We start from the raw sequence: 21,515 nt of genomic DNA on the forward strand, positions 1-21,515 counted from the left end.
GCCATGAACTGTGCCCTGTTCAGCCCCGATGCTAATTTGCCCAACGACCTTGGAGGGCAAATATTGATCATTAAAAAAGTTGCAATGTTGGGTGCAATTTCCTGGCTTTTAGTTGGCTGTGGCAGTGTTCTGACCGTACTGCAGGACGATGCCGATGTCGCTCGGGACATGCGCAAGCAGAAAACCTACTGCCAATCCATCCCCCATATTTACAGTGGTCTGGCCTTTGACTTCTGCGTATTGAACGCGCCCCCTGATCCCAGCGGATTTCTTGTGCCATTCGTGCTGCTGGACCTGCCATTGTCCGCTGTATTCGATACAGTAGCGCTGCCCTATACGGTTTATCGTCAGGTCACCGACGGTAATCTTGGTATTTACTGGCGCAAGGGCGGTTATTGAGTCGCAGGGCAAGGTTTCTCCAAACCATTCACCCTGGGGCAATCGCGCAGGGTAATTCCCCTCTCGTTTACGCTATAATCCCGCCCTTTAGCTGTCACTCGCCCTGTGCGAGGACGCATCAATTTTCAAGGCGCATCGCGCCTGCACGCAGACTAAAGAGGCTAGACCCCTGTGGCATTGACGATTCTTGGCCTGTCCGGCGCCCTTAGCCATGACCCTTCAGCAGCCTTGTACATCGACGGCAAGCTGGTGGCGGCGGCTGAAGAAGAGCGCTTCGTACGCGATAAGCATGCAAAGAACCGCATGCCCTACGAATCGGCGAAGTTCTGTCTTGAACAGGCCGGCATCAAGCCGTCCGACGTTGACGTGGTTGCGATTCCATTTGCTCCGATCAGCCTGTTCGGCAAGGCGCGCTGGCACTACGCCAAGCGTTACTGGTACGCGCCGGATCGCGCCCTCGATGCGATCCTGATGGGTAACCGTCGCTACAAGCGCTATCGCAACAAGATCGTCTGGTGCCTGGAGCAATTGGGTTTCGATCCGAAAAAGATCAAGATCGAGCCGGTCGAGCACCACTTGGCTCACGCCTCCAGCGCCTACCACTGCTCCGGTTTCAAAGAGAAAACCGCGATCCTCGGCATCGACGGCAAGGGCGAGTACGCCACGACCTTTTTCGGCTATGGCGAAAACGGCAAGATCCACAAGATCAAGGAGTTCTTCGACCCGGACTCCCTCGGCGGCCTGTACGGTGCGATCACCGAGTTCCTCGGTTTCGAGATGCTCGACGGTGAGTTCAAGGTCATGGGCATGGCGCCGTACGGCGACGCCAGCAAGTACGACTTCTCGCGTCTGGCCTCGTTCGAGAACGGTGAGTTGGTGATCAACACCGACTACGCCAACGTGATCGGCCTGCGTCGCTACAAAGAAAAGGGCAAAGGCTTCTACTTCTCGCCGAAGCTGATCGAATGGCTGGGCCCGAAACGCGAAGGCGATATCGCTGACGAACCGTACATCCACTACGCCGCGAGCATGCAAGCGCTGTTCGAGAAACTCGCGTTGCAGATGATCGACCATTACCTGGGCGATGTGCTCAAGGAAACCGGCAAGCTGGCATTCGCCGGTGGCTGTGCGTTGAACGTCAAGCTGAACCAGAAAATCATCGCCCGCGACGACATCAAAGAGCTGTTCGTCCAGCCGGCGTCCGGCGATGCCGGTACTGCGGTCGGCGCCGCTGCCTACGTTTCGCACGCCCGCGGCGTGCCGGTCGAGAAGATGGAACACGTCTACCTCGGCCCGTCGTACAGCAACGAAGACGTGATCGCCGCCTGCGCGCGTCACGAGAGCAAGCCGACCTGGCGCAAGCTCGACAACATGCCTGAAGAGATCGCCAAGATCATGGTCGACGGCAATCCGGTGGCCTGGTTCCAGGGGCGCATGGAGTTCGGTCCGCGTGCCCTGGGTGGTCGTTCGATCATCGGTTGCCCGAGCGTTGCCGGTGTAGCTGACCGGATCAACCACCAGATCAAGTTCCGCGAGCGCTGGAGGCCTTTCTGCCCGTCGATGCTCGACACCGTTGCGCCGCAAATGATCAAGATCGATCACCCGGCACCGTTCATGACCTTCACCTTCGAAGTGGCTGAAGAGTGGAAGACCCGCGTGCCGGAAGTTGTCCACGAAGATGGCACCTCGCGCGCCCAGGTGCTCAAGCGCGAATACAACCCGCGCTACTACGACATGATGAAAGCGCTGGAAAATCTGACCGGTAATGGTGTATCGCTGAACACCTCGCTCAACCGTCGTGGCGAACCGATGATCTGCTCGCCGACCGACGCGCTGAACATGTTTTTCGGCTCGGATCTGGAATACCTGATCATGGAAGATATTCTGGTCGTAAAAGAGGGTGTAAAAGGATACGAACTTGACTGAAACACTGATCAGCGTCGTCATTCCGGTTTACAACTATGCGCGAACCCTGCCCCGTGCAGTGGAGTCGGTGTTGGCGCAGTTGGATGAGGCGACGGCGGATCTGCTGGTCATCGACGATGGGTCGACGGACGAGACGCCTGAGGTGGTGGAGACGCTTCTGCTCAAGCATGGCGGGCGTTTTCGTGCGTTACGTAAAAGCAATGGCGGTTTGTCTACCGTGCGCAATCGGGGGCTGGAGGAGACGAACGGGCGTTTTCTGGTTTTCCTCGATTCCGATGACGAAATGGCGCCCGGCGCGCTGGCTGCGCTTTCACAGCATATTGTCAGCAACCCGCAAAGCCGGATGGTGATTGGCGCCCACTGGTCGGTGTTTGCCGACGGCAGGCGCAGCTTGCAGTCCGTCAAGCCATTGCCGTTGACGGCCCGGCAATGTTTGCAGGGCTACCTGCTGGACAAGACCGTGTCGATATCCAACGGCGCCTGCGCGATGCATCGGGACGTGTTCCAGCCCGGTAATTATCCTGAGCACTTGCGCAACGTCGAGGATCTGCCGGTGTTTGCCCAAGTGCTGGCGCGCTTTCCTTGCAGCGTTCTGGACAAGCCTCTGGCGCTGATCTACAAGCACGCCGACAGCATGCGTCATGATTTGCGCCAGAGCCTTGCTGCGGGTACGGAGCAGGTCGTGAGTGAGGTGTTTTCCAGTCAACGCATGCCTCAAGAGATGCACGACCTGCGTCAGGCATTTCTCGCGCAGCGCTGCCTGTCCCTTTTTCGCGACTGTTACTCCCACGGCGAATACGCTCTGGCCAAGGGCTTTTATTTTCAGGCATTGCGTGCAGACTGGCGCACGTTTTCGCGTTGGTCGTACACTCGCAAAGCTTTGCGGCTACTGTTTCGGTAGATGGTTCGTGATGAACAGGCGCGTAATTTGTAACGCGTGTCGATGAGGTGACTGGGTGAAAGGTACGGGCAGTAAAGTGGCAACTCGAGTCTCCAGAATCATCGATGAATACCCGGTCTGGCTGGCATTTTCTGGCAGTGTCCTGCTCTCGCTGATTGCGGTTCTGGGGACTGCGACAGTCGGGCGAGATGCGGCGCTGTACATTGATATCGCGCAGCAAGTTACCGAGCAAGGGCCCAATGTGGCCTGGGCAGCTTTCGATTGGCCATGGTTCTCCTTTCTGCTGGCCGGTACGCATACCGTGCTGCGGTTACCTCTGGAGTTGAGTGCCTATCTCTGGTGTGGGCTGTTCTTTGCCGGCACCAGCGCGCTGATGGTGGACTGCGTCCGCCAGCGTTCTCCCCACGTCACCCGTTGGGCTTGCCTGGTGGTGCTGGCAATGCCGGCGGTCAATGCTTTTCGCAACGACATCATTCGTGAATGCGGTTTCTGGTTTTTCTGCACGCTGACGCTGTGGCTGGCGCTGCGCTGGCAGGCTCGGGGCGGCTGGCTGCGTGCGGCCTTGATTCATCTGGCAATTGTCGCGGCGGCCTTGTTCCGGCTCGAGGCCTTGTTGCTGGTGCCTGCGTTGGCATTGTGGCAACTGCCCAATCTGTGGTCGTCGGCCAGGCGCGTGCAATTCTTTCAGTACTCACTGTTGCCGATTCTGGGGCTACTGGCCGTCTCGGTGTCGGGTGTGCTCCTGTCCGCCCGCGTAATGCTTTATCTGGACATGATCGCACCTCATGGTGTGCTGTCTTCATTTCAGATGTTGTGCGACCAGTTTGCCAATTCGCTTATCAACAAGTATTCCCAGGACGAGGCCGGGCGGATCATTTTCTTCGGCATTCTGGCGACCATGACCATCAGTTTCGTGAAGTTGATGGGGCCTTTCGCCGTTCCGTTCGTTCTGCGTCGCAACTGGGGCGTGTTGGGCGTTTACTGGCGTGACTATCGCCCCTTCGCCTGGGCGGCGTTGCTGTATCTGGTGGTGCTGGTGCTGTTTTTCATCAAGCAACAGTTCATGAATACGCGCTACCTGAGCTTTTTGAATCTGCTGTTCGTACCGGTGCTGGCGATGGGGCTGGCGGCGTTTGTTCGCGAGTTTCCGCGTTTGGGCAAGTGGCTGGTGATCGTCGGCTTGCTGGTGATGCTGTCTAACGTCATTTCCTCCGGCGCCGGCAAAACCCACTACGTCGAGGCGGGTCGTTGGGTGTCCACCCATGTCGAGCCGGACGCGCCGACTTATTTCGAGGACGGTCGGATCAGCTATTACGCCGGCCGCGGCTACGTGATGCCAGTCCTGACCCAGGAAGAGGCCATGTCGGCGGCTCATGCCGGCGACTACCGCTATTTCGTCATCGAGGCGAAAGGGGAGGAACCGTGGCTGAATGAGTGGCTGGTTGCGCACCAGTTGCGCATCATCGAGCATTTCGCCAACCGTAAAGGCGCCACGGTGGTAGTCATCGGCCGCTAGGGGTCAGCCCAGCAACGGGCGCAGGCGCGAGATCAGGGGGGCCTGCCGGTTGCTCGGCAGCGCTTGCCGGTAACCTTCAATAAACGTATCGCCGGCGTCCTGGCCAAGCAACCATTGCCGGTCTTCCTTGTAGCGCAGCAAGTGGGCGAAGTTACGCAGGCGTTTACTGTCGCTGAGTGCGCGCTTCTGGCAGCGCAGGTCGGCGATATCGATCAGGCCCAGGTGGTTGTCGGGCGTCAGCACGACGTTGCCAAAGTGCAGTGACCGGAAGTACACCCCTTTCTCGTGCAACTGAGCGAAATACGCACCCAGTTGAAATCTCAGTGAATCACTCTCTTCGCTGGTGCCTTGTAACTGGCGCACGGTATTGCCCGCCAGTGGGCTGTAATACACGCCGTCGCGCTCAATGCTCGGGATACGGTACACCGCAATCACTTCGGGGCAGAGGATGCCGCGTTGTTCGAGGGCCCGGGTGTTGTCGGCAAAGCGTTGCGCATACGGGTAGAACAGTGCCGAACTGAGCAAGCGTTTGCGCCGGAACAGCTTGAGCATGCGTCCATCGGCCAATCTGAGCACCTTGTCGCCGGAGCCGTCGGCTTCCAGTACGTGTGCACCGGCGCGCAGTGCCTCGTAAGTGCTGTGATCAATCGATTGCATATCGGGCTCCCCATCATTAGCGGCGTATCTTAACCGACTTGGTCAAGGGCTGGCTTGAAGTCATGTTTATCGGGGAAAAAACGCGTGTGATATCATCCCCGCCTCACTGAATTGTGCGGATCACCATGAGCAGTCCTGAACCGAAAGCCCAGTCAACGCTGGCGATCTATTTCCGCCTTTTGGCTTACGTGCGGCCTTATGCCGGTCTCTTCCTTCTCAGCATCGTCGGGTTTCTGATCTTCGCATCGACTCAACCGATGCTCGCTTACATCCTCAAGTATTTCGTCGATGGCCTGGCCAATCCTGAGGCCAGCCTGTTCCCGGGCAACCCTTATCTGGGCAAATTGCAGCTGCTCGAAACCGTGCCGCTGATGATTGTGCTCATTGCGCTGTTACAGGGCGTGGGTTCGTACCTTGGCAACTTCTTCCTGGCTCGGGTTTCCCTGGGGCTGGTACACGATCTGCGGGTCGTGCTGTTCAACAAGTTGCTGGAGTTGCCTAACCGGTTCTTCGACAAAAACAACTCGGGTCACCTGATTTCGCGGATCACCTTCAACGTGACGATGGTCACCGGCGCGGCGACAGACGCGATCAAGGTTGTCATTCGTGAAGGCATGACCGTGATTTTCCTCTTCTGCACCCTGTTGTGGATGAACTGGAAACTCACACTGGTAATGGTGGCCATCCTTCCGGTGATCGGCATCATGGTGAACAGCACCAGCCGCAAATTCCGCAAGCAAAGCAAAAAGATCCAGGTGTCGATGGGCAATGTCACGCACGTCGCCTCCGAGACCATTCATGGTTACCGCGTCGTACGCAGCTTCGGTGGCGAGCACTATGAAAAGACGCGCTTTCGCGAGGCCAGCCAGAGCAACACTGACAAGCAACTGACGATGACCAAGACCGGTGCGGTCTACACGCCGATGCTGCAACTGGTGACCTACAGTGCCATGGCCGTGGTCATGTTCCTGGTGCTCTACCTTCGCGGCGATGCGTCTCCGGGTGATCTGGTTGCCTACATCACCATGGCCGGTTTGTTGCCAAAACCCATTCGTCAGCTCTCGGAGGTCAGCTCGACCATTCAGAAGGGTGTGGCCGGTGCCGAAAGTATTTTCGAGCAACTGGACGAGCCGGCTGAAGTGGATCAGGGCACGGTCGAGCATGATCGTCTTGAAGGCCGCCTGGAAGTGCGTAACCTCAGCTTTCAGTACCCGGACACCGACAAACAGGTGCTCGACGACATCAGTTTTGTGGTCGAACCCGGACAAATGGTTGCGCTGGTCGGACGCTCGGGCAGCGGCAAGTCGACGCTTGCCGGTCTTATTCCGCGCTTCTATCAGCATGAGCAGGGCGAGATTCTGCTCGATGGCGTCCGTGTGCAGGACTTTACCTTGCACAGCCTGCGTCGCCAGATCGCTCTGGTGACCCAGCAGGTCACGCTGTTCAACGATACGGTGACCAACAACATCGCTTACGGCGATCTGGCCGGCGCGCCGTTCGATGAGGTCAAGCGAGCCGCCAGCGAGGCCTATGCCGACGAGTTCATCGCCAAGATGCCACAAGGCTACGAAACCCTGGTCGGCGAAAACGGCGTATTGCTCTCCGGCGGTCAACGCCAGCGCATTGCTATCGCCCGGGCCCTGCTCAAGGATGCTCCGCTGCTGATTCTCGACGAGGCGACTTCGGCCCTCGATACCGAATCGGAGCGGCACATTCAGGCGGCACTGGATCATGTGGTGCAGAACCGCACGACCCTGGTGATCGCCCACCGCTTGAGCACTATCGAGAAAGCCGACCTGATTCTGGTCATGGATGAAGGCCGGATTGTCGAGCGCGGCACCCACGCGCAGCTGCTGGAGCAGAACGGCTACTACTCCCGCCTGCACGCCAAAGAGTTTGAAGAGGGGGACGAGCCTCTGCCGGCCCACGCGACCAACGTATGCTGACGGTGTTTCGCAGCTTTCGTGAACGTGGCTGGACCGAAATCGACCAGGCTGCCTATGCTCAGGCCTGGCAGCGTTTCGGTGGCAGCTTCGCAACGCATCCTGATGTGGTCGAACGACTGTCGACGTTTGTAGGTATCGAACTGCGTTATCTGGGCTGGGTCGTTGGCGATGAGGTAGTGGCCGCCATTCCTTGCTGGGGCCGTCATGTCGCCTTGTCCAAGGAAGTGCTCAAGCGTGAGGGCAAGCGTGGCTTGCTGGACATGGGCAATGCGGAAATCATCCTGCCGATTGCTGCCGAAGTCGTCGTCCCCGTGCGCCAGCGCATGGCTTATGTATCCCAGCTCAATGCCGAGCAGATCAGCACGTTGTCGCCACAGCCCGAAGGCCTGGCTCTGGCCCGGCTGCCAGAAGAATATTCGAAGAAGTTCCGCTACAACCAGCGTCGCGAGCAGCGTCTGCTGGAAGAGGCGGGCGGATCGCTGGTGCCGATGTCCGACTTCACGCCACAGGAACAGGCCGCCGCGTACGGCGATCTGTTTCAGCGCCGCTGGGGCTTCGAGGTGCCGGGCAAGGCCGGGCTGGTTGAGGTCTTTACCTTGCTGCGCGAGTTCATGACCGGTTCCGTGGCGATGCTCGATTCGGCACCGGTGGCCATTCAGGTGCTGTACCGCGTCGAGGCCCCGCAATGGGTTTCGCTGGAGTACATCAACGGTGGCGTCGACCCGCAGAGCCGCGAGTTCAGTCCCGGCAGTGTGCTGAGTTTCGTCAACACCCAAGAGGCCTGGGCGCACGCGCAAGCGCTGGGCAAGCCTCTGCGCTATTCATTCGGTCGTGCCGACCGTGAGTACAAGGATCGCTGGTGCCACACGGTGCCGGTCTACAAGGTCTGAATTCATGAGTGCTCGCAAGCAACAGCTGCTCAAAGCCCATCGACGCAACAAGCGTCTGTTCCTGATCGCCTTTGTGCTGGCGCTGTTGCTGATTGGCGTGCTGATTGCCTGGTGGCTGGTGCCGCTGTTGCTGGTGCTGGCCTGGGTCGCTCACGAGGCCTGGTTCGCCGACCATTTGTTCTACCGGTCTGGCGACGACTATCAATACAACTTCCCGGCGCAAACCGCGCGGCAGGCCGTGAGCCTTGAGGGCGGCGTAGTGCGCCTGAGCGAGCCGCTGGCGCAGGGCGAGACGCTGGTGCTCGAGCTTGAAGTGAAGTCCACCTGGCTGGGTCGTTGGTTCGATCCCCACGTTGAGGTGGGCGATGATCGCCAGGACCTCGAGCGTGGCGTCAGGGGCCGGCGTTTCATTAATCTGTCCGGGCAGGGCAATGCGTTGATGCAAGGTGCTCTGGCACTGCGTGGTCGATATTGCACGCCGGCGGCGACGGGTGTGTTGTGGGTCATGGCCAACCCTGACTACAGCCGCCAGCGGGTGATGGTCATCGCTCCCCATGCCGACGATGCCGAACTCGCTGCCTTTGGCCTTTACAGCCGATGCGAAGAGGTCAGCATCGTCACCCTGACCCAAGGCGAGATCGAGGCTGAAGACTTGCAGCGTCTGGGCCTTGATCAAGCCGCAGCCGCGCGATTGAAGGGCCGTTTGCGCAGTTGGGACAGTCTGGTGATCCCGTTGTGGGGCGGTGTGCCTGCCGAGCGCTGCGTGCAATTGGGTTATTACTGCCTGCAACTGCCTTCGATGGCCGCAGAACCTTCCCAGGTGTTCGGCTCCCGTGAGTCGCAGGAAAACGACGTGCGCAGTGTGCGCCGGCACAATCCGTTGACCCTGCCCGCCGACATCGATGGGCAGCCGACCTGGCAAAATCTGCTGGGCGACCTGAAGGCCCTGCTTGAGCACTTTCGTCCAGAAGTGGTGGTGACGCCCCATCCTGAGCTCGATCCTCACAGCGATCACGTAGCCTCGACCCAGGCGTTGCTTGAGGCTATCGCGCTGAGTAGCTGGAAACCGACAACCCTGCTGATGTACGCCAATCACCTGCACGACAACGATCGCTGGCCGATGGGCCCTGCCGGTGCCGGTATCGCGCTGCCGCCTGCTATCGAGCCATTGCCGGCCGACCGGTTGTGGAGCCCGCTGTTGTCGGCAGACGTGCAACTGGACAAAGCCATGGCCCTGGCGATGGAGCACGATCTGCAGGGCGAGCAAGTGTTCAAACGGCAATTGCGCCGCTGGATCCAGCAAGGCCTGGCGGGTCGTCGCTGGCCTGCAACAGGCAGTAACGAGTTTTTCCGCAAAGCGGTCCGGCGTCATGAATTGTTCTGGGTACGCGACCTTTCAGATTGAGGCGGACGGCGCTTTACCCTGTGTTAATATCGCGCCCCTGTTCATTTTGTATGTGGGTTGCTCCATGAAGTTGTCCATGCCGCGTTTCGATCAAGCCCCGGTCTTGGTAGTCGGCGATGTCATGCTCGACCGTTACTGGCATGGCGGAACCTCACGGATTTCCCCTGAGGCGCCGGTGCCGGTCGTTAAGGTCGAGCAGATCGAAGATCGTCCGGGCGGTGCCGCGAACGTTGCCTTGAACATTGCCGCGCTGGGTGCGCCGGCGTCGCTGGTCGGTGTGACCGGCGATGACGAAGCCGCCGACAGCCTGAGCAACAGTCTCAAAGGCGCGGGCGTACGCGCCCTGTTCCAGCGCATCGCGCACCAGCCAACCATCGTCAAGCTGCGGGTCATGAGCCGGCACCAGCAACTGCTGCGGATCGACTTTGAAGAACCGTTCGCCACCGACGCTCTGGCCCTCGGCTCGCAGGTCGACGACCTGCTCGAAGGCATCAAGGTGCTGGTGCTTTCCGATTACGGCAAAGGCGCCCTGAAAAACCATCAGGCGTTGATCCAGGCTGCCCGCGCGAAGAACATCCCGGTGCTGGCCGACCCGAAGGGCAAGGATTTCTCGATCTATCGTGGCGCCAGCCTGATCACGCCGAACCTCAGCGAATTCGAAGCCATCGTCGGCGGTTGCGTCGATGAGCATGAGTTAGTGAGCAAGGGCGCCGCCCTGATGCATGACCTCGAGCTTGGTGCACTGCTGGTGACACGCGGCGAACACGGCATGACTTTGCTGCGCCCTGATCAACCCGCGTTGCACCTGCCGGCCCGAGCCCGTGAAGTATTCGATGTCACCGGTGCCGGTGATACGGTGATTTCCACCCTTGCGGCAGCCATTGCTGCAGGTGAGGATCTGCCTCACGCGGTGGCGCTGGCCAACCTGGCAGCAGGCATCGTGGTTGGCAAACTCGGTACAGCCGCCATCAGTGCCCCGGAATTGCGTCGCGCCATCCAGCGTGAAGAAGGATCCGAGCGCGGTGTTCTGGGTCTTGAACAGCTGCTGCTCGCCGTGGCCGATGCTCGGGCGCACAACGAGAAGATTGTCTTCACCAACGGCTGCTTCGACATCCTGCACGCCGGGCATGTGACCTATCTGGAGCAGGCGCGGGCACAGGGCGATCGTCTGATTGTCGCGGTCAACGACGATGCTTCGGTCAGCCGCCTGAAAGGGCCGGGTCGCCCGATCAACAGTGTTGACCGGCGCATGGCGGTTCTCGCCGGCCTTGGCGCGGTGGACTGGGTGATCAGTTTCCCTGAGGGTACCCCGGAAAACCTGCTGCGCGAGGTCAAACCGGACGTGCTGGTCAAGGGCGGCGACTACGGCATCGATCAGGTGGTCGGCGCTGATATCGTTACCGCTTATGGCGGTACGGTTAAGGTCTTGGGACTTGTCGAAAACAGCTCGACAACTGCGATTGTCGAGAAGATTCGCAGTCGTTGATCAGATGAATTTTTACCGTTGTGTACTGCGTGTGAACGGATTTTGCCTTGGGGATCTAACCGTTTCCGTTGATGTTGGCAGGTTTGAATCCGATGCGCTTGCCTGCCTACGTCGCGTGGTCGATTAATCTATGAAAGTCATGCTCCTGGTGATGGACGAGCAGCGGGTCATTCTTGACCGGCTCTACGACATCGTGCAGCAGAACTGTGATGAGTGTTTCATCTATCGGCTGAGCAAGCAGCAACAGATGAACCTGGGGCCGTTTTTGGCCTCGGTCGATTATCAAACCTTCGATCGTGTGGTGATCTTCTCTCGGGTCAAGCGCCTGGCCCCGCAATTGCGCGTGCTCAAGTGCATTCCCGGGCTGGTCTTTCTCGAACACGATGCGTACCAGAACTACATGCCTGCCAGTAAATACCGTGGCGTGTATTCACGTCTGTACAGCCGCCTGCCGAGCTGTCGGGCACTGGTGTCGGGTGCCGTTGTCGCGCGCAAGATGCTCGCGGAAGGCATCGACACAGTGTTCGTCTCCAAAGGTTATGACGAGCAGATGCTGTACAACACCGGCGTTGAGCGGGACATTCCGATCGGCTTTCTTGGCAGCCTGAAAAGCACCGAGTATGCCGAGCGCAAAGCCATGCTCGAGTCGCTCTCCAGGCGTACCGGGATGCTGGTGACCCGCACCAAGTCGGGCGCGGAATATCTGCAGACGCTCAATCGCATCAGGATTTTCGTCAGTGCCGACATCGGCATGAACGAGTTCATGATCAAGAACTACGAGGCCATGGCCTGCGGCTGTGTGCTGCTGGCCTGGAGTCAGGGCGAAGAAGACCGCTTGCTCGGCTTTGAAGACATGCACAACACCGTGTTCTATCGCAGCGAAGAAGAGGCGGTGGAAAAGATCAAGCTGCTGCAAAGCGATCCGGAACTGGCCGAGCGCATTGCCCGCAACGGCCAGGAGTTCGCGCAAAGCCGCTATTCCTTTGCCCGTGTCGGTCAGGCACTGGCCACGGAAATCCAGCGTGAGATGCGCCCGTGGCAGCCGCCCTCGGCGTTCACGCGATTCTGGGTGAAGTTGCGTTACGGGATGAAGGTGCCGGTCTGAATGAAGGACGAACACATGGCGCTGGATGCGCTGCCCGGTGGTGATCAGTCCGTACTGGGTGCTTTACCCACAGAGCTTCTCGACTGTCTGAGCCGTGCGCCTCGGGTCGTGCTGATTGCCAACAACCCAGCCATCACCGCGATGGACTTTCAGGCGTTGAACATTGGCGTCGATGACGTCGTCGTCAGCTTCAATACCTGCATCAAGGCAGCGCTGCTCAACGAGCACAGCGTCAATGTTTTCGTGCATGGCTACAACGCGCCGGACGCGTATTTTTTTGGTCTGCCTTACGCGCAGCCGGTACAGCAGATGTTCGAACAGGCGAGCGAACGTTGTTTCAGCATGCTGGTGGGCTGCGCCGCACCCATGTGTCCGTTGCCACGTGTGACAATGTACTGGGATCGCATTCCATTGCCGCCGCTGTGGAACTACCCGGTCGACCGGCCGGGGGGCAAGCGCTACGTCGGGCCTTCCACCGGTTTCAACACGCTGGTGTTGTTCGACTGGTTGCGCGGCCATGTCGGTTATACCTATCAGCTCATGACTCTGGGGTTTTCCAACGAAGCAGGAAAACTGTGGGGCGGCCATGCCTGGGACTATGAGCGTGACTGGCTGCAAAAGTCGGACATCATTGTGGTGCCGCTGCAACCTCGTCGCTGGTGGCAAAAGCTGTTTCGGCAGAAGTAAGCGACATCGTCTGTCCGGTTGCCAGCAGGTCCGAACTACTTTCAAAAGGTGCTGTTGAGTGTTGAAAATTGCCGTGGCTTTTTTCGGGATACCGAGAAATTCGCCGATCTGTTTCCCCTCTATCGAACAGAACGTTCTGGCGCAGTTGCCTGCAGGCAGCGACATAAAGTGCTTCTACCATCTGTACAAGATTGATGAGGTGCAGAACTCGCGGTCCGGCGAGAAAGGCGAATTGACGGCGGACAACTACCAGCCTTTCGAATCGATGATCGGCACGCTGACCTCGACCGAGGGCGTCCTGGAGCGCTGGGATTTCGAGCAGGTCAAAGCTCAGGGCGACACCTGGGCCGATGACTATGCCTCGTTGCGTAATCTGATCTATCAGCTCAACTCGCTGCACACCGTGACGACCATGATCGAGTCCTTCAATCCGGATTTCGTCGTGTTCGTGCGCCCGGACAATTTCTTTCACAGCGCATTGCCTGGCTATGTCTTCGCTCACCCTGAGGCTCGCAAGCACAACGCTTATATTCCGGACTGGCAGTGGTGGGGCGGCTTGAACGACCGCTTTGCGGTTTGCGGGCGCGATACCTATGTGGCGTACGGCAAACGGGTCGAGCGCATCTTCGATTTCTGCAAGGCGACAGGTCGAAAGCTGCATTCCGAGCGCTTGCTCAAATATGCGCTGCAGCAGGTCGATGCGAAAATCTGCACGCTGCCGACCCAAGCATCGCGGGTGCGCATTACCGGTGCCTTTGCCGAAGAATCGTTCTCGCCCAAGCGCGGCATGGGCAAGCGCGAAAACCGCTATTTCCACTTGTTTGCCGCGTTGCGCACGTGGTGGGATCGCCGGCGCTAAACCGCTATTTGGCGGTTTTTTTGCCCAGGCCGACCAGTCGCAGCGCCTTGATACTCAATTGCTTGAGCCCTTGGCGTGGGGCTTTTGCTGGTTGCAGGCCCTGTTGCACCAGCCAGTCCTTCCAGCGAATCCGCTCCTCGCGCACGACCCAGCCAGTTTGTGTCGCAAAGCTTTCCGCGAGGTACAGACCTCGGGTGCTGGCGGGGACGAGTTTGTCGCGCTTGAGCGTGTACAGCTCGGCCAGTGGTGCGCCGTCCTTGAGTGGCATCAAGTACAGGTCGGGGCGTTTGCGGTCGAGTCGGGCTACCAGTTGATCACCCTCCAGACGCTCGTCGACGTGGAACAGACTCAGGGACTTGGCTTCCTTGGGCACATCCAGGCGCAAATCGTAGATCAATTGCAGGGACGCGGTCGGCAGGTGCACATAGGCCCGTGGTCGTTCGAGCAATTGCAGATTGGCGCAACGGATCGGTCGCGCCGAGCCGGACAACGGGGTCAGGCGGAACGGCAGAGCCTCGCGATAATGCAGCGCCGCCGAGTAGGGCGCCGGCAGCCAGGTGTCGTTGAAGCGTCCGCCGAGCCAGCCTTCTGGCGTCTCGAGCAAACACTCTTCGGCAATTTCCTGAATGGCCGTGTGCAGCGGAATATTCAGCTCATGCGCCGGCACGTAACCGGAAATCAATTTGAGCACGACGTCGCCGCGATCCTGTCGGCGCTGGCGCACCAGTACCCAATAATCGCGATTCTGCCAATGCAGGGTCAGGCGTACCGAAACGCCGAGGTTGGCCAGTTCCAGCGAGAAGCGCTCGGCATCGGCCACGCTCACCGGTTTGCGCCGCTGCAAGGTCTGCGTGAAGTTCAGCGGCATGCCGACGCTCTGATAGGTCAGGCCTTCGGGGGTTGCTTCGACGAACAGCGGCAGGGTCTTGAAGTTGCTCGGGTTCTTTCGGATGAGCGTGCGCGGCATATCGGCTCCTGCTTAAGGCCGCGAGGCGGCGTCAGTGACCACGAAGGACCTGGGCAACGGTCGCTACGTTGTGGGCGAGGTGCAGCGGATTGATCGTGCCGACAATAGCACTGGCCACACCAGGTTGCGCGAATAGCAGTTCGAAGCTGGCGCGCACCGGATCCACTCCCGGACTCAGGCAAACATGACCGCTGGCCAGGGCTTTTTTCACCAGAATGGCTTTGCCGTGGGCAGCAGCATAGTCAATGACAGCCTTCTCGCTTTGTTCGTTCAGATTGTAGGTGACCATCGCGCAGTCGCCTTGCTCCAGTGCTTTGAGGCCTCCTTCGACGGTTTTGCCGGAGAAGCCGAAGCCACGAATCTTGCCTTCGGCCTTGAGTGCGGCGAGTGTCGCGTAAACCTCTTGGTGCTCGAGGATCGCCATGTCGTTGCCGTCGGAATGCACCAGCACCAGGTCGATAAAATCGGTTTCAAGACGTTGCAGGCTGCGCTCCACCGACATCCGCGTGTGCGCCGCGCTGAAGTCGTGGCGCGACAGGCCATCGGCAAACTCTTCGCCGACCTTGCTGACAATCACCCAGTCTTGACGCTGGCCGCGCAGCAGCGGGCCGAGGCGTTCTTCGCTGCGACCGTAGGCGGGGGCGGTGTCGATCAGGTTGATGCCCAATTCCCGCGCCTGCCGCAGCAGCATCCGCGCTTCGTCATCACCGGGAATCTGGAAACCGTTGGGGTATTTCACCCCTTGGTCGCGGCCGAGTTTGACCGTGCCCAGGCCCAGTGGCGAAACCGTCAGGCCGGTGCTGCCCAGCGGACGGTGGAAGTCATGCAGGCTGGCAATCGTCATGGCAGCAGTTGCTCCCAGGCAGGAACGCCCATCGGTGGTTTCGGCAGGGCCGGCAGCGCTTCGGTGGTTTGCGGCTGGATGCCGTCGCGCTCAAGGGAGGCGATCACACGATCAGCGAAGTCCGGCGCCAGCGCCAGTTTGGTCGGCCAGCCGACCAGCAAACGGCCCTGCTCGGCGAGGAAGGCGTTATCGGGGCGCGTCAGCCCGGTTTGCAGCGGCTCGGCACGGTCAACCCGCAGGGTTGACCATTGCGTGGTGCTGAGGTCGATCCACGGCAACAACTGGGCGATTTCTTTCTGCGCGGTGGCGATCTGCTCGGCGGGTTCGCGGTGCACGCCTTCGCTTTCGGCGATGTCGCCGCCCATGTACCAGACCCACTGACCGTCAGCGGCCGGGTGTGTGGTCACGGTGATGCGCGGTTTGGTGCCGCCACCCAGGCAGTGCGCGTACAGCGGTTTCAGGCCCGGGCCTTTGGCAATGATCATATGCAGCGGGCGGCGTTGCATGGCCGGCTGGCTCAAGCCGAGGTCTTCGAGCAGTTGAGCCGTGCCGGCACCGGCACTGAGGACAATGCGTTGCGCGCGAATCTCGCGGCCGTCGACTTTCAAACCGACCAGCACGCCCGCTTCCAGCAGTGGCTCGATGGTTTGCCCGGCGAGCAGGCCATCGCCGGCCAGATCGGCGAGACGCTGGACCAGGCTCGGCACGTCAACAACGAGTTCGGCGAGACGGTAGACCTTGCCCTTGAAGCGCTTGTCTTGCAGGGCCGGCGGCAGTTGCTCGCCCTTGACCTGATCGACCCGGCCACGCACGGCTTTACTGGCGAAAAAACTGGTGAGGTTGCCGGCGAGGGTGCCCGGTGACCACAGGTAATGGGCTTCGGAGAGCAAGCGCACGCCGGACAGATCCAGCTCGCCATTGCCGGCCAGCGCTTCACGCCAGCGGCGCGGCATGTCGGCGATGGCTTCCGAAGCTCCGGTCAGCGCACCGTGCAGCGCGTATTTTGCGCCGCCGTGGATGATGCCCTGGGACTTCACGGTCTGCCCGCCGCCGAGGCTGGCGCTTTCCACCAGCACGGTCGAAAAACCCTGACGGCGCAGACGCGCGTTCAGCCAGAGGCCGGCGACACCAGCGCCGACAATCAGAACGTCGGTGGAAATAACGGATGGCATGCAGCGACCTCAGTGTTCAAGACGAGGGCGCAGTATACAGACTCGGGAAAGGGGCGGATTTGTCGATGATCAACAGGCCGAACATAGGGGCCAATGTGGGAGCGAGCCTGCTCGCGAAGAGGGCATGCCAGTCGACATATTTGTTGACGGATATACCGCATTCGCGAGCAGGCTCGCTCCCACAGGGGATTGGGTCTGGCGGTTAGTGGCCGGCAGTTTTCGAGAACAGCTGGATCACGACGACGCCGAGCACGATCAACGCCATCCCGAGCATCGCCGGGATATCCAGCTTCTGCCCGTAGATAAACAGCGCCGCGACGCTGACCATCACAATGCCCATTCCCGCCCAGACCGCGTAAGCCACGCCGACCGGAACGGTGCGGACCACCAGCGTCAGCATCCAGAACGCAATCGCGTAGCCGACGATGACCAGCACTAGCGGCAGGGGTGTGCTGATGCCTTTGACGGCTTTCATTGACACAGTGGCGATCACTTCGGCGCAGATGGCAATGGCCAGGTAGGCGTAGGCGTTCATGGTTCAAATCCTCAATGTGAAACGTTGCTTGCTGAGGCGGCATTCTAGTGATTCGCCAGATGGGGTAAAGTCATTACCTATCTGTTTTGAAGATGGGTTGGTAAGTCGGTATGCAGTGGAATCTGGATCAACTTCGGGTGTTTGTCGACGTCGCTGAACACCGCTCGTTCTCCGCCGTGGCGCGCCAGCAGCGTAAAGCGCAGTCGGCGATCAGCAACGCCATTGCCATGCTTGAAGATGACCTTGGCGTGAGCCTGTTTGAGCGTAGCAGCGGTCGCCAACCCAGCCTTACTGAGGCCGGGGAAGCACTACTCGAAGAAGCACGGGAGGTGTTGCGCCAATGCGAGCGCCTCAACGGCCGGGCGATGGCGATGATGCGTGGTCAGGAAGCGCAACTGCGCGTGGCCCAGGACGAGGCGATGCCCTATCAGGCGCTGGTGGAAAGTTTCGGTGAACTGGCCGAGCAGTTCCCCAGCCTTGAAGTGCAACTGACCAGCGCCGCGCAAGGCGAGGTCGCGCACAAACTGGTCGAGCGCCGGGCCGATCTCGGCCTGCTGTTTTATCACGACGAAATCCCTGAAGCGCTGGAGCGCCGCGTGCTCGGCAGCGTCGAAATGGTCACGGTTTGCGGGATCAATCATCCGCTGGCGGCGCAGTCTTACGTGACCTGCCAACAACTGGCCCAACACCGACAATTGCTGATGTCGACGCAAACCAGCGTCTATCCCGGCAACGAACCGGCCAGCCCGCACGTGTGGCGCGCGGACAGTTTCTACGTCATGTCCGAATGGCTGGTGCGCGATCTCGGTTGGGCCTGGTTGCCGCGTCATGTGGTGCAGTACTCGGCGTATAAGGGTTTGATGGTTGAACTGGACAGCGAATGGACGCCGCCGGCGCTGGTGGTTGAACTGGTCTGGCGCCGCGACGAACCGCTCGGTCCGGCTGCGCGTTGGCTGGCCGAACGTTTTGCCGTGCACTTGCGCGCGATCGGCGAGAAAAGTCGATAAACTCCGCCGCCATGAATAGAACTCTCTACACCGCGCTGTTTTATCTGGGGCTGCCATTGGTGGCGATTCGGCTGTGGCTGCGGGCGCGCAAGGCGCCGGCGTACGCCAAACGGATTGGCGAACGCTTCTCTTACGGGATGCCGACGCTGCAACCCGGCGGCATCTGGGTGCACGCGGTATCGGTGGGTGAAAGTATCGCCGCCGCACCGATGATTCGCGCCTTGCTGCAGCGTTATCCACAGCTGCCGATCACCGTGACCTGCATGACCCCGACCGGTTCGGAGCGGATTCAGGCGCTGTTCGCCAACGAACCGCGCATCCAGCATTGCTATCTGCCTTACGACTTGCCCTGTGCGGCGGCGCGGTTTCTTGATCGCGTTCAGCCGAAGCTCGCGGTGATCATGGAAACCGAATTGTGGCCCAATCACATTCATCAGTGCGCCAAGCGCGGGATCCCGGTGGCGCTGGCCAACGGGCGGTTGTCCGAGCGTTCGGCACGCGGCTATGGCCGCTTCAGCAAGCTGACTGCGCCGATGCTCGCCGAAATGAGTCTGTTCGCCGTACAGACCGAAGCGGAAGCACAACGCTTCCGTGATCTTGGCGCCCGTCCGGAGACGGTCGAGGTCACCGGGTCGATCAAATTCGACCTGACCATCGACCCGCAACTGCTGCAACGCGCCACCGAACTGCGCGGCCAGTGGCAAGCGCAGGAGCGTCCGGTGTGGATCGCCGCCAGCACCCACGAAGGCGAGGACGAAGTGATCCTCGACGCCCATCGTCGTTTGCTGGCCAATCACCCGGATGCGTTGCTGATTCTGGTGCCGCGTCACCCGGAACGCTTCAATTCAGTGTTCGAACTGTGCCAGCGCGAAGGCTTTACCACGGTGCGGCGTTCGACCGGGGCCAATGTCGATGCGCAGACGAGCGTACTGCTCGGCGACACCATGGGCGAGTTGCTGTTTCTCTACGCCCTGGCGGACAGCGCGTTTGTCGGCGGCAGTCTGGTGCCGAACGGCGGGCACAATCTGCTGGAACCGGCCGCGCTGGCGAAACCGGTGATCTGCGGCCCGCACCTGTTCAACTTCCTCGACATCGCCGCGCAATTGCGTGAAGCCGGGGCGTTGGCCGAGGTCGATGATGCCGAAGGGCTGGCGGTGGAAGTGCAGCGCCTGTTTGAACTGCCGCGCGATGCGCAGCGCATGGCTGACGCCGGGCTGGCAGTGATGCGCCGCAATCAGGGCGCATTGCAGCGGTTGCTGGATGGTTTGGGCCGACTGATCAAGTAAGCAAAAAGATCGCAGCCTTCGGCAGCTCCTACAGGAAACGTATTCCAATGTAGGAGCTGCCGAAGGCTGCGATCTTTTGTTTTTAAGGCTTAAGGCCGGGCCTTGAGCTGCGCCTCGGCAGCCTTGGCCAGATCCGGCGGGAGGAAATCCTTGTCCGGGTTGTAGTCGGCTTTCAGATAGCGCCGCAGATCTTCCAGATCCCCCGGATTCAACGTCCCCGCCGCCTGCTTCAAGCGCAGGTTGTCGAGGATGTAGTCGTAGCGCGTGTTGTTGTAGTTGCGCACCGAGGTGTACAGCTGACGCTGCGCATCGAGCACGTCAACGATGTTGCGCGTACCCACCTGGTAACCGATTTCCGTGGCTTCCACCGCACTCTGGTTGGAGATGATCGACTGCCGACGTGCCTGCACCTGCTCGACGTCGGTGTTCACCGCACGGTGCAGGTTACGAGTGTTTTCGACGATCTGTCGGCGCAGGGATTCGCGCTGTTGTTCGCTTTGATCCAGTTGCGCATACGACTGACGCACTTGCGAACTGGTCAGCCCGCCGCTGTAGATCGGAATGTTCAGTTGCAGGCCGACCGTGCTTTGTTCGACGTTGCCACCGTAGGGCGCACCGAACGAGTTCGGGTTGGCGAAACCGAGGGCGTCGTTGTCGCCTTTCTCGTATTTCGCTACCGCGTCGAGGGTCGGCAAGTGGCCGGCCTTGCGTTGCTTGAGCGTTTGCTCGGCAGAGCTGACCGCGTAGTTGCTGGCGAGCAGATTGAGGTTCTGCCGCGCCGCCGTGTCGACCCAGGATTTCGCATCGTTCGGCGCTGGCGGCAGGATCGGCAGCGTATGGACGATGCCCTGAATCGAGTTGTACTGGCGGTTGGTCAGGGTGATCAGCGCTTCGAAGGCATCATCGACCTGACGCTGGGCGACGATGCGGTTGGCCCGCGCAGTGTCGTAACTGGCTTGCGATTGCAGGACGTCGGTCTTGTCCGAGAGGCCGACATCGAAGCGCTCGTTGGACTGGTCGAGCTGGCGCTTGAACGCGGCTTCTTCAGCCTTGGTCGAGGCCAGGTTGTCCTGGCTGCGCAGCACGTTGAAATAGCTTTCGGCCGATTGCAGGATCAGGTTTTGCTCGGTCGCTGACAGTTGCAGCGCAGCCTGTTCGTTGACGTCCTTGGCGGCCTGGTACTGGAACCAGCGATCCGCGCGGAACAACGGTTGCGCGAGTGTCGCCTGATACGAGTGAGCGCTGCGATTGGCAATGGCCGAGGGCTGATCGATCGAGGTGCGCACGTTGGCGGTTTCGGCGCCGCCGGACAGGTTCGGCAGCAGCCCGGCGCGAGCCTGTGGCACCACTTCTTTCTGCGCACCGTACTGGGCACGGGCGGCGGCGAGATCGGCGTTGTTGTCGACCGCTTCCTGATAGACGCTGACCAGATCGGTTTTGGTCGACAAGGGCGCTTCTGCTGCCCAGGCCATTGCGTTGGACGCACAAGACACGGCCAGAGCCAGTGAGAGTTTGCGCAGCATGAGGCGATCCCTAGCATTAATATTATGGAAGTAATCCGGACGCCAAAGGTAAGGCGCAGGCCCCGCAGCGTCAAGACTTGGCAGGGCACAGCGAGTGTAGTTGCGCAAGCGCATCACAACAATCGGCCAAGCTCCTGTATTTTCGCCATTCATCATGGCGATTGCCACGGTGTTGGCGTTCTTTGCCAGTTGTGTCTAGACTGGCCGGGTTCTTGTCGGGGTGCCTTGCTATGAGGCTGAGATCGAATAATTTCGGATCCCGTTGAACCTGATCAGGTTAGCGCCTGCGTAGGGAACAAGATTTCTCGTCACCCGGCGAGTCCTCTTGTGCTTCGTCCGGGAAATTGTTCGACAATCGAACGCTCGACGACGATGCACAGCACCGGTCCTGGTGCGTCCGTGCC

At 60.1% G+C, this 21,515-nt stretch carries 19 protein-coding genes and 1 riboswitch; of the genes, 13 read left to right on the forward strand and 6 right to left on the reverse strand.

Annotated elements, in window-relative coordinates; all coding sequences use genetic code 11:
* Positions 1 to 84 precede the first annotated feature (84 nt).
* From HU718_RS03390 to HU718_RS03405, 4 genes are all read left to right on the forward strand, one after another.
* Positions 85 to 399, forward strand: a complete 315-nt coding sequence (locus HU718_RS03390) for a YceK/YidQ family lipoprotein (RefSeq protein WP_176470086.1) — start codon at positions 85 to 87, stop codon at positions 397 to 399.
* Between the two features lie 171 nt (positions 400 to 570).
* On the forward strand, positions 571 to 2,325 hold the full coding sequence (locus HU718_RS03395) for a carbamoyltransferase family protein (protein WP_038360245.1): 1,755 nt from the start codon (positions 571 to 573) through the stop codon (positions 2,323 to 2,325).
* Complete coding sequence (locus HU718_RS03400) at positions 2,318 to 3,226, forward strand: glycosyltransferase family 2 protein (RefSeq protein ID WP_150707139.1); 909 nt, start codon at positions 2,318 to 2,320, stop codon at positions 3,224 to 3,226. Before HU718_RS03395 ends, HU718_RS03400 begins: the two co-directional genes overlap by 8 nt.
* Before the next feature lie 76 nt (positions 3,227 to 3,302).
* Complete coding sequence (locus HU718_RS03405; RefSeq protein WP_225936839.1) at positions 3,303 to 4,742, forward strand: hypothetical protein; 1,440 nt, start codon at positions 3,303 to 3,305, stop codon at positions 4,740 to 4,742.
* Between the two features lie 3 nt (positions 4,743 to 4,745).
* Here the strand turns inward: HU718_RS03405 and HU718_RS03410 are convergent, their stop codons facing one another.
* On the reverse strand, positions 4,746 to 5,399 hold the full coding sequence (locus tag HU718_RS03410; protein ID WP_016985667.1) for a lipopolysaccharide kinase InaA family protein: 654 nt from the start codon (positions 5,397 to 5,399) through the stop codon (positions 4,746 to 4,748).
* Between the two features lie 125 nt (positions 5,400 to 5,524).
* Here HU718_RS03410 and msbA point away from each other — a divergent pair, with 125 nt between their 5' ends.
* The 7 genes from msbA (at position 5,525) to HU718_RS03445 (ending at position 13,777) form a co-directional block, all read left to right on the forward strand.
* A complete protein-coding gene (msbA, locus tag HU718_RS03415) occupies positions 5,525 to 7,345 on the forward strand; it encodes a lipid A export permease/ATP-binding protein MsbA (RefSeq protein WP_110719549.1) in 1,821 nt (606 codons plus the stop codon).
* Positions 7,339 to 8,235: a GNAT family N-acetyltransferase gene (locus HU718_RS03420; protein WP_186612930.1), complete on the forward strand. Its 897-nt coding sequence runs from the start codon at positions 7,339 to 7,341 to the stop codon at positions 8,233 to 8,235. The genes msbA and HU718_RS03420 overlap by 7 nt, the downstream gene beginning before the upstream one ends.
* Before the next feature lie 4 nt (positions 8,236 to 8,239).
* The gene (locus HU718_RS03425) at positions 8,240 to 9,640 is read left to right on the forward strand and encodes a PIG-L deacetylase family protein (RefSeq protein ID WP_150728886.1); all 1,401 of its coding nucleotides are present in this window, start codon (positions 8,240 to 8,242) and stop codon (positions 9,638 to 9,640) included.
* Positions 9,641 to 9,704: 64 nt separating this feature from the next.
* On the forward strand, positions 9,705 to 11,126 hold the full coding sequence (gene hldE, locus HU718_RS03430) for a bifunctional D-glycero-beta-D-manno-heptose-7-phosphate kinase/D-glycero-beta-D-manno-heptose 1-phosphate adenylyltransferase HldE (protein WP_093430139.1): 1,422 nt from the start codon (positions 9,705 to 9,707) through the stop codon (positions 11,124 to 11,126).
* Positions 11,127 to 11,256: 130 nt separating this feature from the next.
* Complete coding sequence (locus HU718_RS03435; RefSeq protein WP_150707142.1) at positions 11,257 to 12,231, forward strand: glycosyltransferase family protein; 975 nt, start codon at positions 11,257 to 11,259, stop codon at positions 12,229 to 12,231.
* Positions 12,232 to 12,918 carry a hypothetical protein gene (locus tag HU718_RS03440; RefSeq protein WP_150707143.1) on the forward strand — a complete coding sequence of 229 codons (687 nt, stop codon included), beginning with the start codon at positions 12,232 to 12,234 and terminating at the stop codon, positions 12,916 to 12,918.
* A gap of 58 nt (positions 12,919 to 12,976) precedes the next feature.
* A complete protein-coding gene (locus HU718_RS03445; RefSeq protein ID WP_095120660.1) occupies positions 12,977 to 13,777 on the forward strand; it encodes a hypothetical protein in 801 nt (266 codons plus the stop codon).
* A 4-nt stretch (positions 13,778 to 13,781) separates the two neighbouring features.
* Here HU718_RS03445 and HU718_RS03450 read toward each other — a convergent pair whose 3' ends face one another.
* The 4 genes from HU718_RS03450 to HU718_RS03465 form a co-directional block, all read right to left on the reverse strand.
* Entirely contained in the window at positions 13,782 to 14,744 is a 963-nt protein-coding gene (locus tag HU718_RS03450) for a metal ABC transporter ATPase (RefSeq protein ID WP_102899467.1), read from the reverse strand.
* Positions 14,745 to 14,775: 31 nt separating this feature from the next.
* Complete coding sequence (locus HU718_RS03455; RefSeq protein WP_095120658.1) at positions 14,776 to 15,588, reverse strand: aldo/keto reductase; 813 nt, start codon at positions 15,586 to 15,588, stop codon at positions 14,776 to 14,778.
* Entirely contained in the window at positions 15,585 to 16,760 is a 1,176-nt protein-coding gene (locus tag HU718_RS03460; RefSeq protein WP_186612928.1) for an NAD(P)/FAD-dependent oxidoreductase, read from the reverse strand. Before HU718_RS03460 ends, HU718_RS03455 begins: the two co-directional genes overlap by 4 nt.
* A gap of 202 nt (positions 16,761 to 16,962) precedes the next feature.
* Complete coding sequence (locus HU718_RS03465) at positions 16,963 to 17,295, reverse strand: DMT family transporter (protein ID WP_007915730.1); 333 nt, start codon at positions 17,293 to 17,295, stop codon at positions 16,963 to 16,965.
* A gap of 110 nt (positions 17,296 to 17,405) precedes the next feature.
* On the opposite strand from HU718_RS03465, the gene HU718_RS03470 reads away from it, so the two are divergent.
* Entirely contained in the window at positions 17,406 to 18,302 is an 897-nt protein-coding gene (locus HU718_RS03470; RefSeq protein WP_186612926.1) for a LysR family transcriptional regulator, read from the forward strand.
* Positions 18,303 to 18,313: 11 nt separating this feature from the next.
* Entirely contained in the window at positions 18,314 to 19,588 is a 1,275-nt protein-coding gene (waaA, locus tag HU718_RS03475; RefSeq protein WP_186612924.1) for a lipid IV(A) 3-deoxy-D-manno-octulosonic acid transferase, read from the forward strand.
* 89 nt (positions 19,589 to 19,677) lie between these two features.
* Here the strand turns inward: waaA and HU718_RS03480 are convergent, their stop codons facing one another.
* Positions 19,678 to 21,111 carry a TolC family outer membrane protein gene (locus HU718_RS03480; RefSeq protein ID WP_016985680.1) on the reverse strand — a complete coding sequence of 478 codons (1,434 nt, stop codon included), beginning with the start codon at positions 21,109 to 21,111 and terminating at the stop codon, positions 19,678 to 19,680.
* Between the two features lie 206 nt (positions 21,112 to 21,317).
* A riboswitch (TPP riboswitch) is annotated at positions 21,318 to 21,423 on the forward strand.
* Positions 21,424 to 21,515 lie beyond the last annotated feature (92 nt).

The organism is Pseudomonas tensinigenes, assembly GCF_014268445.2.
Classification (GTDB): domain Bacteria; phylum Pseudomonadota; class Gammaproteobacteria; order Pseudomonadales; family Pseudomonadaceae; genus Aquipseudomonas; species Aquipseudomonas tensinigenes.

What these genes read in the sequence shown, in the direction of transcription:
- HU718_RS03440 (WP_150707143.1), top strand. Translation starts at nt 12,232, where the DNA reads ATGAAGGACGAACACATGGCGCTGGATGCGCTGCCCGGTGGTGATCAG.
- HU718_RS03410 (WP_016985667.1), bottom strand. Translation starts at nt 5,399, where the DNA reads ATGCAATCGATTGATCACAGCACTTACGAGGCACTGCGCGCCGGTGCA.
- HU718_RS03450 (WP_102899467.1), bottom strand. Translation starts at nt 14,744, where the DNA reads ATGCCGCGCACGCTCATCCGAAAGAACCCGAGCAACTTCAAGACCCTG.
- HU718_RS03465 (WP_007915730.1), bottom strand. Translation starts at nt 17,295, where the DNA reads ATGAACGCCTACGCCTACCTGGCCATTGCCATCTGCGCCGAAGTGATC.
- msbA (WP_110719549.1), top strand. Translation starts at nt 5,525, where the DNA reads ATGAGCAGTCCTGAACCGAAAGCCCAGTCAACGCTGGCGATCTATTTC.
- HU718_RS03435 (WP_150707142.1), top strand. Translation starts at nt 11,257, where the DNA reads ATGAAAGTCATGCTCCTGGTGATGGACGAGCAGCGGGTCATTCTTGAC.
- HU718_RS03470 (WP_186612926.1), top strand. Translation starts at nt 17,406, where the DNA reads ATGCAGTGGAATCTGGATCAACTTCGGGTGTTTGTCGACGTCGCTGAA.
- HU718_RS03455 (WP_095120658.1), bottom strand. Translation starts at nt 15,588, where the DNA reads ATGACGATTGCCAGCCTGCATGACTTCCACCGTCCGCTGGGCAGCACC.
- waaA (WP_186612924.1), top strand. Translation starts at nt 18,314, where the DNA reads ATGAATAGAACTCTCTACACCGCGCTGTTTTATCTGGGGCTGCCATTG.
- HU718_RS03420 (WP_186612930.1), top strand. Translation starts at nt 7,339, where the DNA reads ATGCTGACGGTGTTTCGCAGCTTTCGTGAACGTGGCTGGACCGAAATC.
- HU718_RS03390 (WP_176470086.1), top strand. Translation starts at nt 85, where the DNA reads ATGTTGGGTGCAATTTCCTGGCTTTTAGTTGGCTGTGGCAGTGTTCTG.
- HU718_RS03425 (WP_150728886.1), top strand. Translation starts at nt 8,240, where the DNA reads ATGAGTGCTCGCAAGCAACAGCTGCTCAAAGCCCATCGACGCAACAAG.
- HU718_RS03480 (WP_016985680.1), bottom strand. Translation starts at nt 21,111, where the DNA reads ATGCTGCGCAAACTCTCACTGGCTCTGGCCGTGTCTTGTGCGTCCAAC.
- HU718_RS03460 (WP_186612928.1), bottom strand. Translation starts at nt 16,760, where the DNA reads ATGCCATCCGTTATTTCCACCGACGTTCTGATTGTCGGCGCTGGTGTC.
- hldE (WP_093430139.1), top strand. Translation starts at nt 9,705, where the DNA reads ATGAAGTTGTCCATGCCGCGTTTCGATCAAGCCCCGGTCTTGGTAGTC.